A 16882-nucleotide genomic window follows, 5' to 3' on the forward strand; every position below is an offset into this window, starting at 1 on the left:
CGGAGGCCGAACACCCAGCGGCCTATACTCCCGGGGCGTTCTCAGCCCAGGGAGGGCCGCATGGGATTCCTGCAAGAAGCGCCGCAGCTGGCGCATCCGTACCGCGACGACCGCCTGCTGGTCGACCTGCTCGACCGCGTGCTGCCGGCGGATCGCCGCGCCGCCATCGAATCCGACCTCGACGCCCTGGGCGACTACGCGCGCCTGGCCTGGCGCCGCGTCTGCAGCAGCACGCGGCGCAAGCCGGTGCTTACCCAGTGGGATGCCTGGGGCCGCCGCGTCGACCGCATCGAACTGACCCCCGCCTGGCAGGAAGGTCCGCTGCTGACCACCCGCCACGCGGTGCTCGCCGCGGGGCACGAAGCGCATCCGGAAGCACGCGTGGAGGAATTCGCGCGGGTCTATCTCTATCACCTCGCCAGCGAGTTCTATACCTGCCCGCTGGCCATGACCGACGGCGCCGCCACCGCGCTGAAGGCCTCCGGCAATGCGGCGCTGATCGAGCGCGCGCTGCCGCATTTCCTCAGCCGCGATCCGGCGCAGTTCTGGCTCAGCGGCCAGTGGATGACCGAGAACGCCGGCGGTTCCGACGTCGGCAACACCGAGACCGTCGCGCGCCGCGACGCCGACGGCCAATGGCGTTTGCACGGGCGCAAGTGGTTCAGCTCCGCCGTGGTCGGCGAAGCCGCGCTGGCATTGGCCCGCCCCGAAGGCGCCGGCGTCGGCCCGGGGGCGCTGGCGCTGTTCTACGTGGAGACGATGGACGACGGCCAGCGCAAGCCCGAGCTGGTCATCGACCGCCTGAAGGACAAGCTCGGCACCCACGAACTGCCCACCGCCGAGATCCATCTGGACGGCCTGCCTGCCTGGCCGGTGGGCGAGCTCGAACACGGCGTGCGCCAGGTGGCGCCGATGCTCAACGTCACGCGCAGCTGGAACGCGATCTGCGCCGTCGCCAGCATGGCGCGCGCCCTGCAGCTGGCACGCGACTACGCGCGCCGCCGCCAGGCTTTCGGGCGCACGCTGGCCGAGCAGCCGCTGCACGCGCAGACACTGGCCGGCATGCAGGCGGAATTCGAAGCCGCCTTCGCGCTCAGCTTCGAAGTGGCGCATCTGCTCGGCCGCGCCGAACACCACGCCGCCACGCCGCAGGAAGCCGCGCTGCTGCGCCTGCTCACCCCGCTGGCCAAGCTGTGGACCGGCAAGCTGGCGATCCGCATCTGTTCCGAGGCGCTGGAATGCTTCGGCGGCGCCGGCTATATCGAGGACACCGGCCTGCCCCAGCTGCTGCGCGATGCGCAGGTCTATGCGATCTGGGAAGGCACCACCAATGTCCTTTCGCTGGACGCGCTGCGCGCCCTGGCCGGCAAGGCGCCGGGCGCCCTGCGCGAATGCATCGTGCAGTGGCTGGCCGACAGCGACGACATGCACGCGGCCAGCGCCATCCAGCACACCCTGGATGCGGCGATGCGCTGGCTGGATACGCACGGCGGGCAACGCGACGCGCTGGAAGCCGGCGCGCGCGGCCTGGCCTTCACCCTGGCCCGCTGCGCGGCCGCGGCGCTGCTGGCGCGGCAGGCGGCCTGGGCCAAGCGCCAGCGCGGCGACCTGCGCCCGGGCGCGGCGCTGCGGCGCTTCGTCGGGCATGGGCTGGACCGGCTGGATACGTTGGATGCGGCGGATACGGCGCTGCTGGCGTAGGTTGGGGTTCGCCTGCGGCTCACCCCAACCTACACTAGTGCCTTTCCTCCACCACGGCCCTTCCCCATGCAGCACCTGACCATCGTCACCACCGGCGGCACCATCGACAAGATCTACTTCGACGACAAGTCGGACTACAAGATCGGCGCGCCGCAGATCGGCGAGATCCTCGGCCAGCTCGGGGTCGCCTTCCAGTTCGACGTGATCCCGATCCTGCGCAAGGACAGCCTGCACATGGGTGCCGAAGACCGCGCGCTGGTGCGCGCCGCCATCGAGGCGCAGCCGCATCGCCACGTGCTGGTGACCCACGGCACCGACACGATGGTGGAGACCGCGCGCGAACTGGCCAGCCTCAAGGGCAAGGTGATCGTGCTGACCGGCGCGCTCAATCCGGCGCGCTTCCAGGGTTCGGACGCGGTGTTCAATATCGGCTGCGCGGTGGGCGCGGTGCAGACGCTGCCGGACGGCGTGTACATCGCCATGAACGGGCGCATCTGGGACCCGACCAAGGTGCGCAAGAATCGCGACGCCAACCGCTTCGAGGAATCGGCGGGCTGAAGAAAAACGTTGGCGCAGGTTGGGGGGAGCCGAAGGCGACTGCGAAGGCAGGATGCCGTAGCGAACATCCGCGTAGCGGATGGCCCAAAGGGCTGGCTGCTGATGCAGCCAGTAACCCCAACATCGCGACCATCGTACGTCTGTTGGGGTTCGCCTCCGGCTCACCCCAACCTACATGGAAAGCAACGGGCCCGGTCGATGACCGGGCCCGTTTCATTTCTCACTGCACGTTGACGTTGACGTCGTCCAGCACGAACGAGGTCTGCAGCGAGCTGTCTTCGGTGCCCGTGAACTTGAGGGTCACGGTCTGGCCGATGTAGCTGTTGAGGCTGAGCGTCTTCAGCGCATAACCCGAAGCCTTGTTGAGGTTCGAGTACGTGGCCAGCGTCGCCAGCACGGTGCCGCTGCTGTTGAGCACCTGCACGTTGAGCTTGTCGTACGCGGTCGAGGTGGTGGTCTCGGCCGTGTCGACGTGCAGGTAGAACGTCAGCGAGGCCGAGGTCTTGCCGCTGGGGATCGTCACGCTCTGCGAGACGGTGTCGGTATGGCTGCTGCCATAGCCGTCCAGCCAGGTGAACCAGGTGCCGCCATGCGCGGTTTCGCCGCTGCAGCTGCTGTTGCTGCACAGCGCGCCGGAGCTGATCGACCACGGCGTGGCCGTGCCGGTCTCAAAGCCCGGGTTGACGATCAGCTGGCTGGAACCGCCGCCGCCGCCGGACACGGTCACCGACGAGTTCTTCGAGCTGGTATGCCCGTTGACGCTGTCGGTCACCGTCTCGGTGACGGTGTAGGTGCCGGCCGCCGCATAGGTGTGGCTGGGGCTGGTCGCGGTGGAGGTGCCGCCGTCGCCGAAGGTCCACGAGTGCGCCGAAATGGTGCCGCCGCTATCGGTGGAGCTGTCGGTGAAGTTGGCGACCAGGCCGCTGGTGGTGAAGCTGAAGTTGGCCGTGGGCGTGCCGCCGGTGGTACCGCCGCCGGAGACCCAGTTCGCCGCCGCGAAGGCATTGACCTTGGAGATGTCCAGGCTGCCGAAGCCGGTGGTGTAGTCCCAGCCCGCCGCGGCGTTGTAGCCGTGGCCGCTGTAGCCGTTGTTGCCCGAGGTCACGTCGTGCAGCAGCTCGGGGTGGTTCGGGAAGTCGCCGTAGAACTTCGAGGTCGGGAACGGCAGCGCATTGTTGTTGTTCGACTGCAGGCGCGCCCACACGCCGACGAAGATCGGCGAAGCCAGGCTGGTGCCGCCGATGGCGTACACGCTGCCCTGGTAGACGATCTGCGCGCCGCTGGACTGCGCCGCGTCGAACGCCACGTCGGGCAGTACGCGCTTGGTCACCGAGGAACCCAGGGCGGTGGTCTGCCAGGTCGGTGCCGTCTCGAACGAGCTGACGCCGCCGCCGGTGGCCCACAGGCGCTTGCGCGTGTCGGTCGAGCTGACCGCGGCCAGGCCTTCGTTCCACACCGTCTCGCCAGCCCAGGTGGTGCCGTTGGTCGACAGCGTGGTGCCGCCCACCGCGACCACGTACGGCGACGCCGCTGGCTCGCTCACCGAGTAGGCGGTGAGGTCGGCCGTGACGGTGCCGGAGGCATTGGTCAGCACGCCGCCCTGCGACTCGTACACACCTTCGTCGCCGGAGGAGATCGAGAAGGTCTGGCCCTGCGCGACGGCCTGCTGGAACACGTTGTCGTCGGCCTGCTGGGTGCCGGCGTTGTGCGCGGCGGTCTCGTCTTCGCCCAGCGACACGTTGACCACCTTGGCCACGTTGTCGGTCACGGCCTTGTTGTAGGCCGCGGTGATGCCGGCGTCGGTCAGCGAGGCGTTGTTGGTGCCGTTGGCCGCCGTGTAGAAGATCAGCTTCTGCACGCCGCCGGTGGTGCCGACGATGGTCTGGCTGTCCAGGTTCCACTCGCCGTCGCCGTCGGTGTCGTCCCACAGCGCGGCGGTGCCCACTTTCACCGTCTGCGTGGTGGTGGTCGGCAGGCCGGCGTTGGTGGTGAAGGTGTTGAGGTCGTTGATGGTGGTGGTGGTGGCACCCCAGGTGACGATGCCGACCGTGGTGTTGGTCGCCGCCGGGACGGTGCCGACGTCATAGATCGCCGGGAAGTCCTTCGGGTTGTGGCTGGCGACGGTGGCGCTGGTCGCGTTCGGGTGGATCTCGGCCGGGGTCAGCTCCTTCAGCACGTGGTGCATGGTGTGCTTGACGCTGACGTCCTGCAGGCCCAGCACCGCGTCGACGGTATCGGCGAGCGAGGACGGCACCTGCACTTCGCCGTCGTTGGCCACGCGCTGGCGGCCGCGGAACTGGAAGGTCTTCATGGTGGTGCGGAATGCGGCCTGCACGTGGCCGGCATTGCCGTCGGCCTCGACCAGCAGGTTGTTCGGCGACACGGTGACGTTGCTGAAACCGGCAGCGCGCAGATGCGCCACCACCGCCTGGACCTGCTGCTCGGTCGGCGCATAGGCCGCCTTGAACTGGTCCGGCGTCAGGTACTTGCCGTAGTGCGCGCTGCCCGGCGTGGCCAGCTCATGCAGGAACTGCTGCAGCTGGTCGGCGTTGCGCAGCTTCAGGCTGACGGCGACGTGCAGCGGCTTGCTCTGCTCCAGCGGGGTGACCAGCGCGTTGTCCACGGTGGGATTGCCGCGCATGCGGATGGTCCACTGCGGGGCGGTGCTGGCGGTGGACAGCGCGGCAACGGCGGCGCCGGCCTTTTCGATCGCCGGATGGGTCTTGGTGGTGACCCAGCTGTCGGCGGCCTGGGCCGAACCAGCCAGCATCGCCATCGAGACGGCGGCCGGCAGCAAAGCTTTGCGGTACAGCTTGTTGGTGATGCCCCACGAGTATTTCTGACTGCTCATTCCGTGACTCCCCAGACTTATTTCAGGCACGAACGGACCCGATGCGGCCGTACGGCCCCATGATGGAAATGCCGCTCTTGGGTGCGGCGCCTTTGGTTATGTGTTTGCCCAGCGGTCCTGTGTACGTCCGGCCGTCTGTCCCCTGGTCGTTCCTGACCCAGCCGTGCCTGACTCTTTGCGTTGCAGTTGAGCGCCTCACCAGCCCCGGGGAAACGCTCATGCATCACCCGTCAACCTCCCCGCCGACGGATTCATTGACGCTAAGGGGCGACGCACGATTTCGTCAATGCGCGTGGAAACCGCTGGAAATGAGTGGTTTTCGACACTTTCGCGTCAGCAACTTTTTACGAAGCGCGGTGCCGGGGGGACGCTTGCTCGAGCGCGTTTCACGCGCACGCGTGATGGCGACCAGTCATGCCTGCACGCTATGACGACATGGCCGCCTCGATTTCTTGCGTTTGAAACGAAGCGGGCGCGAGCATGACTTCCGCCATGGATAAACGAACGCTGAATAATGGTTGCAGCCGCGACTATCCGGTGTTTTCCAAAGGCAGGAAATCAGCACCCGGAACGTGTCGCGAACCACAAAAAAAGCGCCGCAAGGGGCGCTTTTTTCCTAGGTGTTTTTCCTAGCGCAATGCATCAAAGCCAAGGCTCAAAGCATGCCGGTTTCCAGCTTGGCGATCTCCGACATCATCGAATGATTCCACGGCGGGTCGAACACCAGGTCCACGTCGGCTTCCTGCACCGTGGGGATCAACTCCAGCTTGGTGCGCGCGTCGTCGATCAGGATGTCGCCCATGCCGCAGCCGGGGGCGGTCAGGGTCATCTTCACGTAGACCTTGCGGCCGCCCTCGACGGCATCGAGGCTGACGTCGTAGACCAGGCCCAGCTCGACCACGTTCACCGGGATCTCCGGGTCGAACACGGTGCGCAGTTGCTGCCACACCAGTTTCTCCACGTCGGCGTCGGTGGCGTCGTCGGGCAGTTCGATCGGCGGCGGCGGCTCCTTGCCCAGCGCGTCCGCGTCCTTGCCGGCGACGCGGAACAGGTTGCCCTCCACGTACACGGTGAAGCTGCCGCCCAGCGCCTGGGTGATGTAGCCGATCTGCCCGGCCGGCAGGGTGACCGTTTCTCCCTGCGGCACCATCACGGCGTCGCAATCGCGCTCCAGGGTGAAAGGTTCGCTGCTAAGACTGAAACCGCTCATGCCGATCCTGAAAAACCATTCCGAAAATGTCGAAAGCCCAGGCTCGAGGCCGGGCCAAGCTGCCTATTATGCCGTCCGCTGACCCAGATCAGGCCGGCGGGGGCCGATCTCAAGATGCGGCCGCGCTATGATCCGGCGCTTTCACCCTCAGGGAAGAGCCGCACGTGCCAGCCCCGCTTACCGGTCACCGCCCCTCATGAGCGCACGCGCGCTGTTTTCCGCTGTGTTCGCCCTGGTCAGCGCGGTGATGCTGGGCCTGGCCTTCGGCGCCGTATGGATGCTGCCCACCCTGTTCTTCTCGCACGTGATGCCGTGGCTGGCCCTGCTGATCGGCTGGCTGCTGGGCAGCCTGATCCGCGGCTGGGTGCGCCCCGAGCCGCGCGGCGCCGCCGTGCTGGCCGCCCTGGCCACCCTGCTGGCCTGTGGCTACGTCTGCCTGCTTACCGCCGCCGCGCGGGTGGCCGGGCTGATGGGGCTGGGCCTGGTCGACGCGATCAGGACAGCCGGTTTCGGACTGCTGATGGACCTGGTGCGGCTGAACCTGGCCGCGACCGACCTGGTCTGGTTCGCGCTCGGCGTCGCGCTGTCGGCCTGGGTGGCCTGGCGCACGGTGCCGAAGCGGGCCTGAGCCCAGGCCGGCAAACCGGACTCAGGTGTCCAGCGTCTTCAGCTCCGCCACTAACTGGCCCGCCGCGGCCTGGCCGTCGCCATACAGCATGCGGGCGTTGTCGGCGTAGAACAGCGCGTTCTCGATGCCCGCAAAGCCGGTGCCCTTGCCGCGCTTGACCACGATCACCTGCCGCGCGTTGGACACGTCCAGGATCGGCATGCCGTAGATCGGCGAGGCCGGGTCGGTCTTGGCCAGCGGGTTGACCACGTCGTTGGCGCCGATCACCAGGGCCACATCGGTGGCCGGGAATTCCGGGTTGATGTCGTCCATGTCGGCGATCAGGTCGTACGGCACGCCGGCCTCGGCCAGCAGCACGTTCATATGCCCGGGCATGCGGCCCGCCACCGGATGGATGGCGAACTTCACCTTCACCCCGCGCGCGATCAGCAGCTGCGCGAACTCCCACACCTTGTGCTGCGCCTGCGCCACGGCCATGCCGTAGCCGGGCACGATCACCACGCGCTCGGCGTAGGCCATCATCACCGCCGCATCGGCGGCCTCGATGGGCTTCTGCGCGCCGTCGATCGCCTGCGCCGGGCCGCCGGCCGCGCCGAAGCTGCCGAACAGCACGTTGCCCAGCGAGCGGTTCATCGCCCTGGCCATCAGCTGGGTGAGCAAGGTGCCCGCCGCGCCGACCACGGTGCCGGCGATGATCATCGCCTCGTTCTGCAGCACGAAGCCTTCGAACGCCACCGCCAGGCCGGTAAAGGCGTTGTAGAGCGAGATCACCACCGGCATGTCGGCGCCGCCGATCGGCAAGGTCATCATCAGGCCGAACAACAGGGCCAGCACGAAGAACGCCGCGATCAGCCCGAAATTCAATTGCCCGCAGGCCAGCGCCACGCCGAGCGCCACCGCGGCAGCCAGCATCAGCATGTTCACCGTGCGCTGGCCGGGGAACACGAAGCGACGGTCCAGCCAGCCCTGCAGCTTGGCGAAAGCGATCAGCGAACCGGAAAAACTCACCGCGCCGATCAGCGCGCCCAGCACTGCCAGCACCAACTGCGCCGGATCCGGCGCGGCGCCGTCGGCGCTGAAGCGGCCGCCATCCAGCAGGGCGATGCTGCGGCTGGCGTAGCCGATCAGCTCGACCGCGCCGATCGCCGCTGCCGCGCCGCCGCCCATGCCGTTGTACAGCGCCACCATCTGCGGCATCGCCGTCATCGCCACGCGCCGGCCCGACCACCACGCGGCCGACACGCCCAGCAGCACTGCCACCAGGATCAGCGTGCGGTTGTGCAAGTCCGGCAGGGCGAAGGTGGCCAGCACCGCCACCAGCATGCCCACGCCCGCCCACACGATGCCGCCGCGCGCGGTGCGCGGCGAACTCATGCGCTTGAGGCCCAGGATGAACAGCAGCGCGGCCAGGAAATAACAGGCCTTGATCAGGGTCGGCAGCCAGGCCATCACTTGCTCTCCTTGCCGCCGGCGGACTTGCTGGTCTTGAACATCTCCAGCATGCGCTCGGTCACCACGTAGCCGCCCGCGGCGTTGCCGGCGCCCAGCAGCACGCCGAGAAAGCCGATCGCAAGTTCAAACGATGTCTGCGCATGCCCTAGCGCGACCATGGCGCCAACCAGCACAATGCCGTGCACGAAATTTGAACCGGACATCAGCGGGGTGTGCAGGATCACCGGCACTCTCGCGATGATCTCGTAGCCGGTGAATGCGGCCAGCATGAAGATGTAAAGCGCCAGGAACCCGTCGATCATGACCCCTCCCTGCCAGCCTGCGGTTGTCAGCGCATCATACGGTCGCGGGTCAACCCGTGCGAGCGTGCCGCGTTGAGGCGGGGAGTCGAACCGATGGAGTCTGCAGATGTCCGACCCGACGAACCGGACGACAGCGCCGTGAACAGCGCCGTCTCCACGCTCGAAGCGGAACTGCTGGCGAATGACGTCCAGGCGGTCCCGACCTCGCTGGACGCCTTCCTGGCCCAGGTCGAACGCCGCGCGTTCCGCCTGGCCGAGATGAGCCTGGGCCACCGCGAGGACGCCATGGACGCAGTGCAGGACGCGATGCTGCGCCTGGTCCGCAACTATCGCGACAAGCCCGCGCAGGAATGGACCCCGCTGTTCTGGGGCATCCTGCGCCGCCGCATCGTCGACCTGCAGCGCCGGCGCAAGGTGCGCTCGATCGTGGTCGGCTGGCTCGGCGGCGGCCGCGACGACGACGGCGACGAACTGCCCGCCTGGGAACCGGCTGATAACGGCCCCGGTCCGCTGGACCGGCTGCAGGATGCGCAGTCCTATACGGACATGGCCGCCGCGGTGCACAAGCTGCCGCGGCGCCAACGCGAAGCTTTCATGCTGCGCGTGCTGGAAGGATTGGACGTGGCGGAGACGGCCCAGGCCATGGGCTGCTCCGAAGGAAGCGTGAAAACCCATCTGTCGCGTGCCATGCACAACCTGCGCGACCAATTGGAGGACTGGCGATGAATGCGCCCGACAACCTGGAACGCCGCGCCCGCGCGCTCTACCGCGAGGCAAGCCGGCAGATCGATCCGGCCACCGCTGGCAAGCTGCGTGCCGCCCGCCGCGAGGCGCTGGCCGCCGCGGCGGCGCCGGTGCACGCGCGTTTTGCCCGCATGCTGGTGCCGGCCGGCGCCTTCGCCGCGATCGCGGTGGCCGCGCTGATGGTGTTCTCGCCGAACGAGACCGTGCAGGTGCAGGCGCCGGGTGCCGCGCAGACGGTCGAAGCCGATGGCGACCTGCCGCCGGACCTGAGCAATACCGACCCGTCGCTGATGCAGAATCTGGACTTCTACGATTGGCTGGCCACCAACGACGCCAGCCAGGCGAGCCGCTGATCCATGCGTCCAGGCCGTCTCGCTTCGCTGCTGTTCCTTGTCGCACTGCTGCTCGGCAGCCTGGCCGCGCCCGCCTGGGCGCAGCAGGGTCCGCCTCCGCCGCCTGCCCCGCGTTCGTGGGACAGCCTGTCGCCCTCCGAGCGCGAGATGCTCGGCCCGCTGCGCAATGAGTGGAGCAGCACCCCGCCGGAACGCCAGGCGCGCATGCTCGACCGCGTGCACCAGTGGAGCACCCTGCCGCCGGACAAGCGCCAGGAAATCCGCCAGCGCATCGAGCAATGGCAGCAGATGACGCCGCAGCAGCGCGACCAGGCGCGCGAGAACATGCGCAAGTTCGAACAGCTCAGCCCCGGCCAGCGCGCCCAGGTGCACGACGCCTTCAAGCGCTACCAGCAGCTGCCGCAGGAACAGCGCCAGCAGCTGATGCACCAGTTCCGCCAGGAACACGGCATCCCGCAGCACCGCCCGCCACCGCCGGGCATGCCGCGGCCGATGGGCGGCTTCGGGCCGCCGCGCGGGCCCAAGCACTGAGGAAACCGCGCAGGTTGATGTCGGGGTTATCACCCCAACCTGCGTCAGGCGTTGAAGCGCACCTCGCCCGCCTGCGTCACGCAGCTCTTCGCCACCAGCTCGTCGCCGAAGTCCGGCGCCAACGCACCGTCCTTCAGCAGCAGCTCGACGAAGTTGTACACGTTGCGCGCGTACATCTCCGACGCATGCAGCGGCGCACCTGCCGGCAGGTTGAGCGGGCCCAGCACCACCACGCCGCCCTGCTCCACGCGTTCGCCGGGACGGGTCAGTTCGCAATTGCCGCCGCCTTCGGCAGCGAGGTCGACGATCAGCGCGCCGGGCTTCATGCCCTGCACCATCGCGGCCGTGAGGATCTTCGGCGCCGGACGGCCGGGCACCGCCGCGGTGGTGACGATCACGTCGATCACTTTCAAATGCTCGGCCAGTGCCTGCTGCTGTGCGGCGCGTTCCTCCGCCGAGAGTTCGCGCGCATAACCGCCGCTGCCGGCGGCGCTCACGCCGAGGTCGAGGAACTTCGCACCCAGCGATTCCACCTGTTCGCGCGTTTCGGGGCGCACGTCATAGCCTTCGATCTGCGCACCCAGGCGGCGCGCGGTGGCGATCGCCTGCAGGCCGGCCACGCCGGCGCCGATCACCAGCACGCGCGAGGGACGGATGGTGCCGGCCGCGGTGGTGAGCATCGGAAAGAATTTCGGCGCCGCTTCGGCCGCGATCAGCATGGCGCGGTAACCGGCCACCGCCGCCTGCGAACTCAGCACGTCCATCGCCTGCGCACGCGTGGTGCGCGGCAACAGCTCCAGCGCGAACGAGGTCAGCTTGCGCGCACTCAAGGCGGCCACGCGCGAGGCCGCGCCATACGGCCGCAACTGGCCGACCACCAGCGTGCCTTCGCGCAGGCCGCTCCACAGCGCATCGTCCGGCGGCAGCACGCAGGCCAGCAGGTCGGCCTGGGCCAGCACGCTGGCGGCATCGGCGAACTCGACGTCCGCATAGCTGGTATCGGGGAACCCGGCCGTCGCGCCGGCATCGCGCTCCAGCAGGACGCGCACGCCCTTGCCGCGCAGCTTCTTCGCCACTTCGGGCGTGATCGCCACGCGGCGTTCGCCGGCAGCGGTCTCTCGCAATGCGGCCACGGTGATCGGCATCGTGCATCCCCGGCGGAAAGGTCTGGGCATCTTACGCGAGCGGCCTCGCAGGTGGCGCGGACCCGGGCGCTTGCCCCTCGGCCGCCGGATGGCGCAGACTGGCCCACCGCCGGCCCACCGGCGCCCGTGCGCCGGCTTGCCGCGGGGGTCCCATCCGGAGATCCCGATGTCCGTGCAACCCGTGACCGATGCCCTGGTCGAACTCGCCCGCAGCGCGCGCGAGCAAGCCTACGCTCCCTATTCGCGCTTCCTGGTTGGCGCCGCGCTGCTCACGCGCGATGGCCGCCATTTTCTCGGCTGCAATGTCGAAAACGCTGCCTACGGCCTGTGCAACTGCGCCGAGCGCACCGCGCTGTTCACCGCGATCGCCGCCGGCTGCAAGCCGGGTGATTTCGTCCGCCTCGCCGTGATCGGCGACACCGAAGGCCCGATCAGCCCCTGCGGCGCCTGCCGCCAGGTGATGTCCGAGCTGTGCGACGAAGCCATGCCCGTGCTGCTGGCCAACCTGCACGGCAAGCTGCAGGAAACCACGGTGAAGGCGCTGCTGCCCGGCTCGTTCCGGCTACCGCTGACCGCGTAGCGAACGCGAGTCGCCTCCTGGACCAGCGGCGGTTAGCATGGACGCTTTGCTTTTGCAGGATTCCCGCATGTCCTCCCCGCTCCAGCCGCTGCTGCACCGCCATTCCGTGCCATCCGCCCAGCTGGGCGAACCGGCGCCCGACGCGGCCACCCTGCGCGCCTTGCTGGAGGCAGCGATCCGCGTGCCGGACCACGGCAAGCTGGTGCCGTTCCGCCTGATCCTGCTGCGCGGCGAAGACAAGCTGCGCTTCGGCGAACGCCTGGCCGCACTGGCCGAGGCGCACGATCCGAACCTGCCCGACTCCAAGCGCGAGAAGGAACGCCGCCGCTACACCTACGCGCCGCTGGTGATCGTGGTGGTCGCGCGCCTGGATGCCGGCAGCAAGGTGCCCGAGATCGAGCAGCGCCTCAGCGCCGGCTGCGTCGCCTACAACTTGCTGCTGGGCGCCGCGCAGCTCGGCCTCGGCGCGCAATGGCTGACCGGCTGGGCCGCCTACGACGAACAGGTGGCCCGCATGCTCGGCCTGGCCGCGCACGAACACGTCACCGGCTTCGTGCATCTGGGCACGTCGCAACTGGAGGTGCCGGATCGCGACCGCCCCGCGCTCGACGATGTACTCAGCGCGTGGCAGGCATGAGCACCCCCACCGCCCATCTGGTCGACGGCAGCCTGTACGTGTTCCGCGCCTGGCATTCCATGCCGGACGAATTCACCGACACCGAAGGCAACCCGGTCAACGCCGTGCACGGCTTCACCCGCTTCCTGTGCGAGCTGCTGGAACGCACCAGGCCGGAGCACATCGCGGTGGCGTTCGACGCCTCGCTCACCACCTCGTTCCGCAACGCGATCTATCCGGCCTACAAGGCCAACCGCGAACTGCCGCCGCCGGACCTGGAACGCCAGTTCGTGCTGTGCCGCGAGATCTCCCTGGCACTGGGCCTGGTCACCCTGATCGACCACAGCTACGAAGCCGACGACCTGATCGGCAGCTCGCTGTGGAGCCTGCGCGCACACGGCTTGCGCAGCGTGATCGTCTCGGCCGACAAGGACTTCGGCCAGCTGCTCGGCGAACACGACGAGCAATGGGACTACGCGCGCAACCTGCGCTGGGGCCCGGCCGGGGTACACGAGCGGCTGGGCGTGCATCCGCACCAGGTGGCCGACTACCTCGCGCTGTGCGGCGATGCGGTCGACAACATCCCCGGCGTGCCGGGCGTCGGCGCCAAGACCGCCGCCGCCCTGCTCGCGCACTTCGGCAGCCTCGATGCGCTGCTGGAACGCGTGGACGAAGTGCCGTTCCTGCGCATCCGCGGCGCGGCCAGCTGCGCGCAGAAGCTGCGCGAGCACAAGGACGCCGCACTGCTGTATCGGCGCCTTACCCGCATCGCACTGGATGCGCCGGTGTCGATGGCGGCGGATGCGCTGGCGTGGAACGGCGGCAACGCGGCCCTGCTGGATGAGCTGGGCGAACGCCTGCGCTTCGGCCCGCTGACCCGGCAACGCCTCAAAGCGCTCGCGTAGGTTGGGGTGAGCCGCAGGCGAACCCCAACGATGCGGGGCGCGCGATGGTGGCGATGTTGGGGTTCGCCTGCGGCTCACCCCAACCTACGTCAGTGCGCGGCGCGTTCGATCGATCGCGCGACATCATCCGCACCTTGCTCGTGCGCAATCGAAGCCGCCGTGCGGCCCTGCGCATCCTTCATCGCGAAATTCGCACCACGCTCGCGCAACAACTCGAGCAGCCGCGCATTGCCCGACAGCGCCGCATACATCGCCGCCGTCTGCCCATCGCTGTTGCGGTCGTCCGCCTTGGCGCAGGACTGATCCAGCAGCAGCTTGGCCACCGTCAGCTCGCCCTTGAACGCCGCGCCCATCGTCGCGGTGCTGCCGCGGTTGTCGCGCGCGCAGGCGTCGGCGCCGAGCGCGATCAGTTCACGCACGGCCGTTTCCTGGCCGTGATATGCAGCGAGGATCAAGGCCGTATAACCCTGCGGCGTGCGCACGTCGACCGGGAAGCCCGACTTCACGTACTCGCGCAGCAGCACCACGTCGCCCTGGCGCGCCGCTTCGAAGAAATAGGTTTTCAGTTCCGCTTCGGCTTCCGCGCGGCGCGCGGCCTCCGGCGTGACGGCCAGCGCAGCGGGTGGCGGCGCCGATGAGCCGCAGGCGGCAAGCAGCAGGCACGAAGCCAGCATCAGGCGCTTCATCGCGCATCTCCTGGGAAGTGACAAAAGGTGCCGCGCGGCCCGGGAGCTGAGAGCGGTACTCCCGGGCCGGCGGCCACTGCAAGCGAGAGTGCTTACAGTGCTCGCGCGAGGCGTTCGATCTGTTCGGGCCTGGCGCCGACGGCCTTGCTGATGCGGCTGCCGTAGTCAGCGTCGGCCTTGTAGAAATAGCTGAGCATGGTGTCGCGCACGCGGGTGTCCTTCACTTGTCCGAGATCACCCGCGAGGTTGGCGATGAGGTTGGTCTTCTGCTGCGGCGACAAGCTGCGATACAGCTCGCCGGCCTGCTCGAAGTTCATCGTGCGGGCGATCCGCTGCTGCTGCGTGGTGCCGGCCAAGGGCAATTGGCTGGCCTTGTAGCGCGCATCGTCGGCATAGGCACCGGCCGTTTCGCTCGGCTGGTAGTTGACGTCCGAATCGGTGGCGCCGGCATTCATCGTGCCGTCCTGGTGATACGCATGCACCGGTACGCGCGGACGGTTGATCGGCAACTGCTGGTTGTTCACGCCCAGGCGGTAGGTCTGCGTGTCGGCATACGAGAACAAGCGGCCTTGCAGCAGGCGGTCCTCCGAGGCCTCGATGCCCGGCACCATGCGCACCGGCGCGAACGCGGCCTGCTCGGTTTCCTGGAAGAAGTTGGCGGGCACGCGGTCCAGCGTCATGGTGCCGAGCTTCGTCTCGGGCACGTTCGGCCAGACCTTGGTGGCGTCCTGCGGATCGAAGGCGAAACTGGCCAATTGCTCCGGCTTCAACACCTGCACATACAGATCCCATGCGGGGTAGTTCTTCGCCGCGATGGCGTCGTACAGGTCGTGCGTCAGGTTATTGAAGTCCTTGCCCTGCACCGCCTCGGCTTCCTTCCCGGTCAGGTTCTTGATGCCCTGCCGGCTCTTCCAGTGGAACTTGACGTAATGCACTTCGCCCTGCGCATTGACGAACTTGAAGGCGTGCACGCCGAAGCCGTCCATGCTGCGGTACGAGGCCGGCGTGCCGTTGTCGGTGTACACCCAGGTCAGCATGTGGGTGGCTTCGGGCACGTGCGAGAAGAAATCGAAGTAGCGGTTCGGGTCCTGCCGGTTGGTCACCGGCGAGGGCTTGAGCGAATGCACCATGTCCGGGAACTTGATCGCATCGCGGATAAAGAACACCGGCAGGTTGTTACCCACCAGATCCCAGTTGCCCTGCTCGGTATAGAACTTGGTGGCGAAGCCGCGCGGATCGCGCAGCGTTTCCGGCGAGCCGGAGGGATGGATCACCGTCGAGAAGCGCACGAACACCGGCGTGGTCTTGCCGGCGGCGGCGAACAGCCCAGCCGAAGTCAGTGCGCTGAAATCGCCGGCGGAAACGAACTGCCCATGCACGCCGGTGCCGCGCGCATGCACCACGCGCTCGGGAATGCGCTCGCGGCCGAAGTGCTGCAGCTTCTCGATGAGTTGCGCGTCCTGCAGCAGCGCGGGACCGGCCGGACCGGCGGTCTGCGAGTTCTGGTTGTCGCCGACCGGGGCGCCGTTCTCGCGGGTCAGCGCGTTCTGGGCGTGGCTGTTGGCCACCAGCAAAGCAAGGCCCAGCAGCGACGCGCCCACGGGGCGTGCGTAGCGGTGAAGATGCATGTGTTCTTATCCTTGGGGTTGGCAGCGCTCTCCCACTGCCGGCTCTCGCGACTGAGAGTACGCAAGCTTCAACGATATGCCCATTCGATATTTCCTAACGAATCGATAGAGCGTATATATCTAAATCCCGCTGACCCCAGGCCCTGGATCCACGTGCAAGGCGTCCCTCACGCATTCGAGCACCTCCGCGATGCCGCGGAGTTCCGCTGCCCCGCGCATCGGGCGGGGATCGAGCTGTATCGCGCGCATATCGTGCGGCACGCGTTCGAGCCGCACGTGCACGACGGCTACGGCCTGGGCGCGATCGAATCCGGCGTGGAACGCTTCCGCTATCGCGGCGCCGAACATCTGGCGCCACCGGATTCGCTGGTGATGATGAATCCCGACGAGCTGCACACCGGCCGCGCCGAAACCGAGGGCGGCTGGCACTACCGCATGCTCTACGTCGAGCAATCCGCGGTGGACCGGATCACCGGCGAAGCGGGCTGGTGGTTCGACGACGCGGTGCGTGCCGATGCGGCCGGCGCGCGGCGCATCACCATGCTGCTCGATGCCTTGTGGCAGGCACGCGAGCCCTTGGCCTTCGACAGCCTGATGCTGCAGCTGCTGCAGGAGTTCCGCCGCCATGCACGCACGCCGCAACCGAAGCGTGCGGAAGCGCTGTCGCGCTTCGAACCCGTGCTCGACTACCTGCGCGAACACCTGGCCGAACGCCTCACCCTGGAGGAACTGGCCACCGTCGCCGGCCTCAGCCCGTTCCATTTCCTGCGCCAGTTCCAGGCCCGCCACCACGCCACGCCGCAGCAGATGCTGATGGCCTTGCGCCTGTCCGCGGCCAAGCGCCGCCTCAGCGCCGGCGAAGCGCCGGCCCAGGTCGCCGCCGCCACCGGCCTGGCCGACCAGGCCCACCTCACCCGCGCCTTCGCGCGCCGCTACGGCGTCACGCCGGCGCGCTACCAGCGCCAGCTGCAGCGGTAGCAATCTCGTACAAG

At 68.3% G+C, this 16882-nt stretch carries 17 protein-coding genes; 10 read left to right on the forward strand and 7 right to left on the reverse strand.

All coding sequences use genetic code 11. The features are described 5' to 3' along the window. Nucleotides 1-60 precede the first annotated feature (60 nt). Nucleotides 61-1701 (forward strand): acyl-CoA dehydrogenase family protein, encoded by a 1641-nt coding sequence (locus AB4083_RS12370; RefSeq protein WP_441608111.1) that lies wholly within the window; start codon nucleotides 61-63, stop codon nucleotides 1699-1701. Between the two features lie 66 nt (nucleotides 1702-1767). Beyond that, entirely contained in the window at nucleotides 1768-2259 is a 492-nt protein-coding gene (locus tag AB4083_RS12375) for an asparaginase domain-containing protein (RefSeq protein ID WP_441608112.1), read from the forward strand. A gap of 220 nt (nucleotides 2260-2479) precedes the next feature. Here AB4083_RS12375 and AB4083_RS12380 read toward each other — a convergent pair whose 3' ends face one another. Next, nucleotides 2480-5110, reverse strand: a complete 2631-nt coding sequence (locus AB4083_RS12380) for a protease pro-enzyme activation domain-containing protein (RefSeq protein ID WP_441608113.1) — start codon at nucleotides 5108-5110, stop codon at nucleotides 2480-2482. Between the two features lie 655 nt (nucleotides 5111-5765). After that, a complete protein-coding gene (gene sufT / locus AB4083_RS12385) occupies nucleotides 5766-6320 on the reverse strand; it encodes a putative Fe-S cluster assembly protein SufT (RefSeq protein ID WP_441608114.1) in 555 nt (184 codons plus the stop codon). A 196-nt stretch (nucleotides 6321-6516) separates the two neighbouring features. Here sufT and AB4083_RS12390 point away from each other — a divergent pair, with 196 nt between their 5' ends. Further along, nucleotides 6517-6948 (forward strand): hypothetical protein, encoded by a 432-nt coding sequence (locus AB4083_RS12390; protein WP_441608115.1) that lies wholly within the window; start codon nucleotides 6517-6519, stop codon nucleotides 6946-6948. A 21-nt stretch (nucleotides 6949-6969) separates the two neighbouring features. On the opposite strand, the gene AB4083_RS12395 is transcribed toward AB4083_RS12390, so the two are convergent. Further along, complete coding sequence (locus AB4083_RS12395; RefSeq protein WP_441608116.1) at nucleotides 6970-8397, reverse strand: NAD(P)(+) transhydrogenase (Re/Si-specific) subunit beta; 1428 nt, start codon at nucleotides 8395-8397, stop codon at nucleotides 6970-6972. Then, nucleotides 8397-8702 (reverse strand): NAD(P) transhydrogenase subunit alpha, encoded by a 306-nt coding sequence (locus AB4083_RS12400; RefSeq protein ID WP_441608117.1) that lies wholly within the window; start codon nucleotides 8700-8702, stop codon nucleotides 8397-8399. Before AB4083_RS12400 ends, AB4083_RS12395 begins: the two co-directional genes overlap by 1 nt. A gap of 93 nt (nucleotides 8703-8795) precedes the next feature. Here AB4083_RS12400 and AB4083_RS12405 point away from each other — a divergent pair, with 93 nt between their 5' ends. The 3 genes from AB4083_RS12405 to AB4083_RS12415 are packed head-to-tail and all read left to right on the forward strand — an operon-like array spanning nucleotide 8796 to nucleotide 10330. After that, complete coding sequence (locus AB4083_RS12405; RefSeq protein WP_441608118.1) at nucleotides 8796-9428, forward strand: RNA polymerase sigma factor; 633 nt, start codon at nucleotides 8796-8798, stop codon at nucleotides 9426-9428. Next, complete coding sequence (locus tag AB4083_RS12410; RefSeq protein WP_441608119.1) at nucleotides 9425-9799, forward strand: hypothetical protein; 375 nt, start codon at nucleotides 9425-9427, stop codon at nucleotides 9797-9799. The genes AB4083_RS12405 and AB4083_RS12410 overlap by 4 nt, the downstream gene beginning before the upstream one ends. 3 nt (nucleotides 9800-9802) lie before the next feature. Continuing rightward, nucleotides 9803-10330: a DUF3106 domain-containing protein gene (locus tag AB4083_RS12415; protein WP_441608120.1), complete on the forward strand. Its 528-nt coding sequence runs from the start codon at nucleotides 9803-9805 to the stop codon at nucleotides 10328-10330. 44 nt (nucleotides 10331-10374) lie between these two features. On the opposite strand, the gene AB4083_RS12420 is transcribed toward AB4083_RS12415, so the two are convergent. Next, the gene (locus AB4083_RS12420) at nucleotides 10375-11475 is read right to left on the reverse strand and encodes an NAD(P) transhydrogenase subunit alpha (protein WP_441608121.1); all 1101 of its coding nucleotides are present in this window, start codon (nucleotides 11473-11475) and stop codon (nucleotides 10375-10377) included. A gap of 166 nt (nucleotides 11476-11641) precedes the next feature. On the opposite strand from AB4083_RS12420, the gene cdd reads away from it, so the two are divergent. The 3 genes from cdd (at nucleotide 11642) to AB4083_RS12435 (ending at nucleotide 13576) form a co-directional block, all read left to right on the forward strand. Then, nucleotides 11642-12055, forward strand: coding sequence for a cytidine deaminase (cdd, locus tag AB4083_RS12425; protein WP_441608122.1), 414 nt, complete (start codon nucleotides 11642-11644; stop codon nucleotides 12053-12055). A 67-nt stretch (nucleotides 12056-12122) separates the two neighbouring features. After that, the gene (locus AB4083_RS12430; protein ID WP_441608123.1) at nucleotides 12123-12692 is read left to right on the forward strand and encodes a nitroreductase family protein; all 570 of its coding nucleotides are present in this window, start codon (nucleotides 12123-12125) and stop codon (nucleotides 12690-12692) included. Next, nucleotides 12689-13576, forward strand: coding sequence for a 5'-3' exonuclease (locus AB4083_RS12435; RefSeq protein WP_441608124.1), 888 nt, complete (start codon nucleotides 12689-12691; stop codon nucleotides 13574-13576). The genes AB4083_RS12430 and AB4083_RS12435 overlap by 4 nt, the downstream gene beginning before the upstream one ends. Nucleotides 13577-13665: 89 nt before the next feature. On the opposite strand, the gene AB4083_RS12440 is transcribed toward AB4083_RS12435, so the two are convergent. Next, nucleotides 13666-14262 (reverse strand): ankyrin repeat domain-containing protein, encoded by a 597-nt coding sequence (locus AB4083_RS12440; protein WP_441608125.1) that lies wholly within the window; start codon nucleotides 14260-14262, stop codon nucleotides 13666-13668. A gap of 92 nt (nucleotides 14263-14354) precedes the next feature. Further along, the gene (locus AB4083_RS12445) at nucleotides 14355-15863 is read right to left on the reverse strand and encodes a catalase (protein ID WP_441608402.1); all 1509 of its coding nucleotides are present in this window, start codon (nucleotides 15861-15863) and stop codon (nucleotides 14355-14357) included. Nucleotides 15864-16043: 180 nt separating this feature from the next. Between AB4083_RS12445 and AB4083_RS12450 the strand changes: the two genes are divergently transcribed. Continuing rightward, nucleotides 16044-16868, forward strand: coding sequence for an AraC family ligand binding domain-containing protein (locus AB4083_RS12450; RefSeq protein WP_441608126.1), 825 nt, complete (start codon nucleotides 16044-16046; stop codon nucleotides 16866-16868). Nucleotides 16869-16882: the final 14 nt, after the last annotated feature.

This window comes from Dyella sp. 2RAB6, from assembly GCF_052115385.1.
Lineage (GTDB): Bacteria > Pseudomonadota > Gammaproteobacteria > Xanthomonadales > Rhodanobacteraceae > Dyella_D.

What these genes read in the sequence shown, in the direction of transcription:
- AB4083_RS12410 (WP_441608119.1), top strand. Translation starts at nt 9,425, where the DNA reads ATGAATGCGCCCGACAACCTGGAACGCCGCGCCCGCGCGCTCTACCGC.
- AB4083_RS12375 (WP_441608112.1), top strand. Translation starts at nt 1,768, where the DNA reads ATGCAGCACCTGACCATCGTCACCACCGGCGGCACCATCGACAAGATC.
- AB4083_RS12380 (WP_441608113.1), bottom strand. Translation starts at nt 5,110, where the DNA reads ATGAGCAGTCAGAAATACTCGTGGGGCATCACCAACAAGCTGTACCGC.
- AB4083_RS12440 (WP_441608125.1), bottom strand. Translation starts at nt 14,262, where the DNA reads ATGAAGCGCCTGATGCTGGCTTCGTGCCTGCTGCTTGCCGCCTGCGGC.
- cdd (WP_441608122.1), top strand. Translation starts at nt 11,642, where the DNA reads ATGTCCGTGCAACCCGTGACCGATGCCCTGGTCGAACTCGCCCGCAGC.
- AB4083_RS12415 (WP_441608120.1), top strand. Translation starts at nt 9,803, where the DNA reads ATGCGTCCAGGCCGTCTCGCTTCGCTGCTGTTCCTTGTCGCACTGCTG.
- AB4083_RS12420 (WP_441608121.1), bottom strand. Translation starts at nt 11,475, where the DNA reads ATGCCGATCACCGTGGCCGCATTGCGAGAGACCGCTGCCGGCGAACGC.
- AB4083_RS12430 (WP_441608123.1), top strand. Translation starts at nt 12,123, where the DNA reads ATGTCCTCCCCGCTCCAGCCGCTGCTGCACCGCCATTCCGTGCCATCC.
- AB4083_RS12400 (WP_441608117.1), bottom strand. Translation starts at nt 8,702, where the DNA reads ATGATCGACGGGTTCCTGGCGCTTTACATCTTCATGCTGGCCGCATTC.
- AB4083_RS12370 (WP_441608111.1), top strand. Translation starts at nt 61, where the DNA reads ATGGGATTCCTGCAAGAAGCGCCGCAGCTGGCGCATCCGTACCGCGAC.
- AB4083_RS12435 (WP_441608124.1), top strand. Translation starts at nt 12,689, where the DNA reads ATGAGCACCCCCACCGCCCATCTGGTCGACGGCAGCCTGTACGTGTTC.
- sufT (WP_441608114.1), bottom strand. Translation starts at nt 6,320, where the DNA reads ATGAGCGGTTTCAGTCTTAGCAGCGAACCTTTCACCCTGGAGCGCGAT.
- AB4083_RS12405 (WP_441608118.1), top strand. Translation starts at nt 8,796, where the DNA reads ATGGAGTCTGCAGATGTCCGACCCGACGAACCGGACGACAGCGCCGTG.
- AB4083_RS12390 (WP_441608115.1), top strand. Translation starts at nt 6,517, where the DNA reads ATGAGCGCACGCGCGCTGTTTTCCGCTGTGTTCGCCCTGGTCAGCGCG.
- AB4083_RS12395 (WP_441608116.1), bottom strand. Translation starts at nt 8,397, where the DNA reads ATGGCCTGGCTGCCGACCCTGATCAAGGCCTGTTATTTCCTGGCCGCG.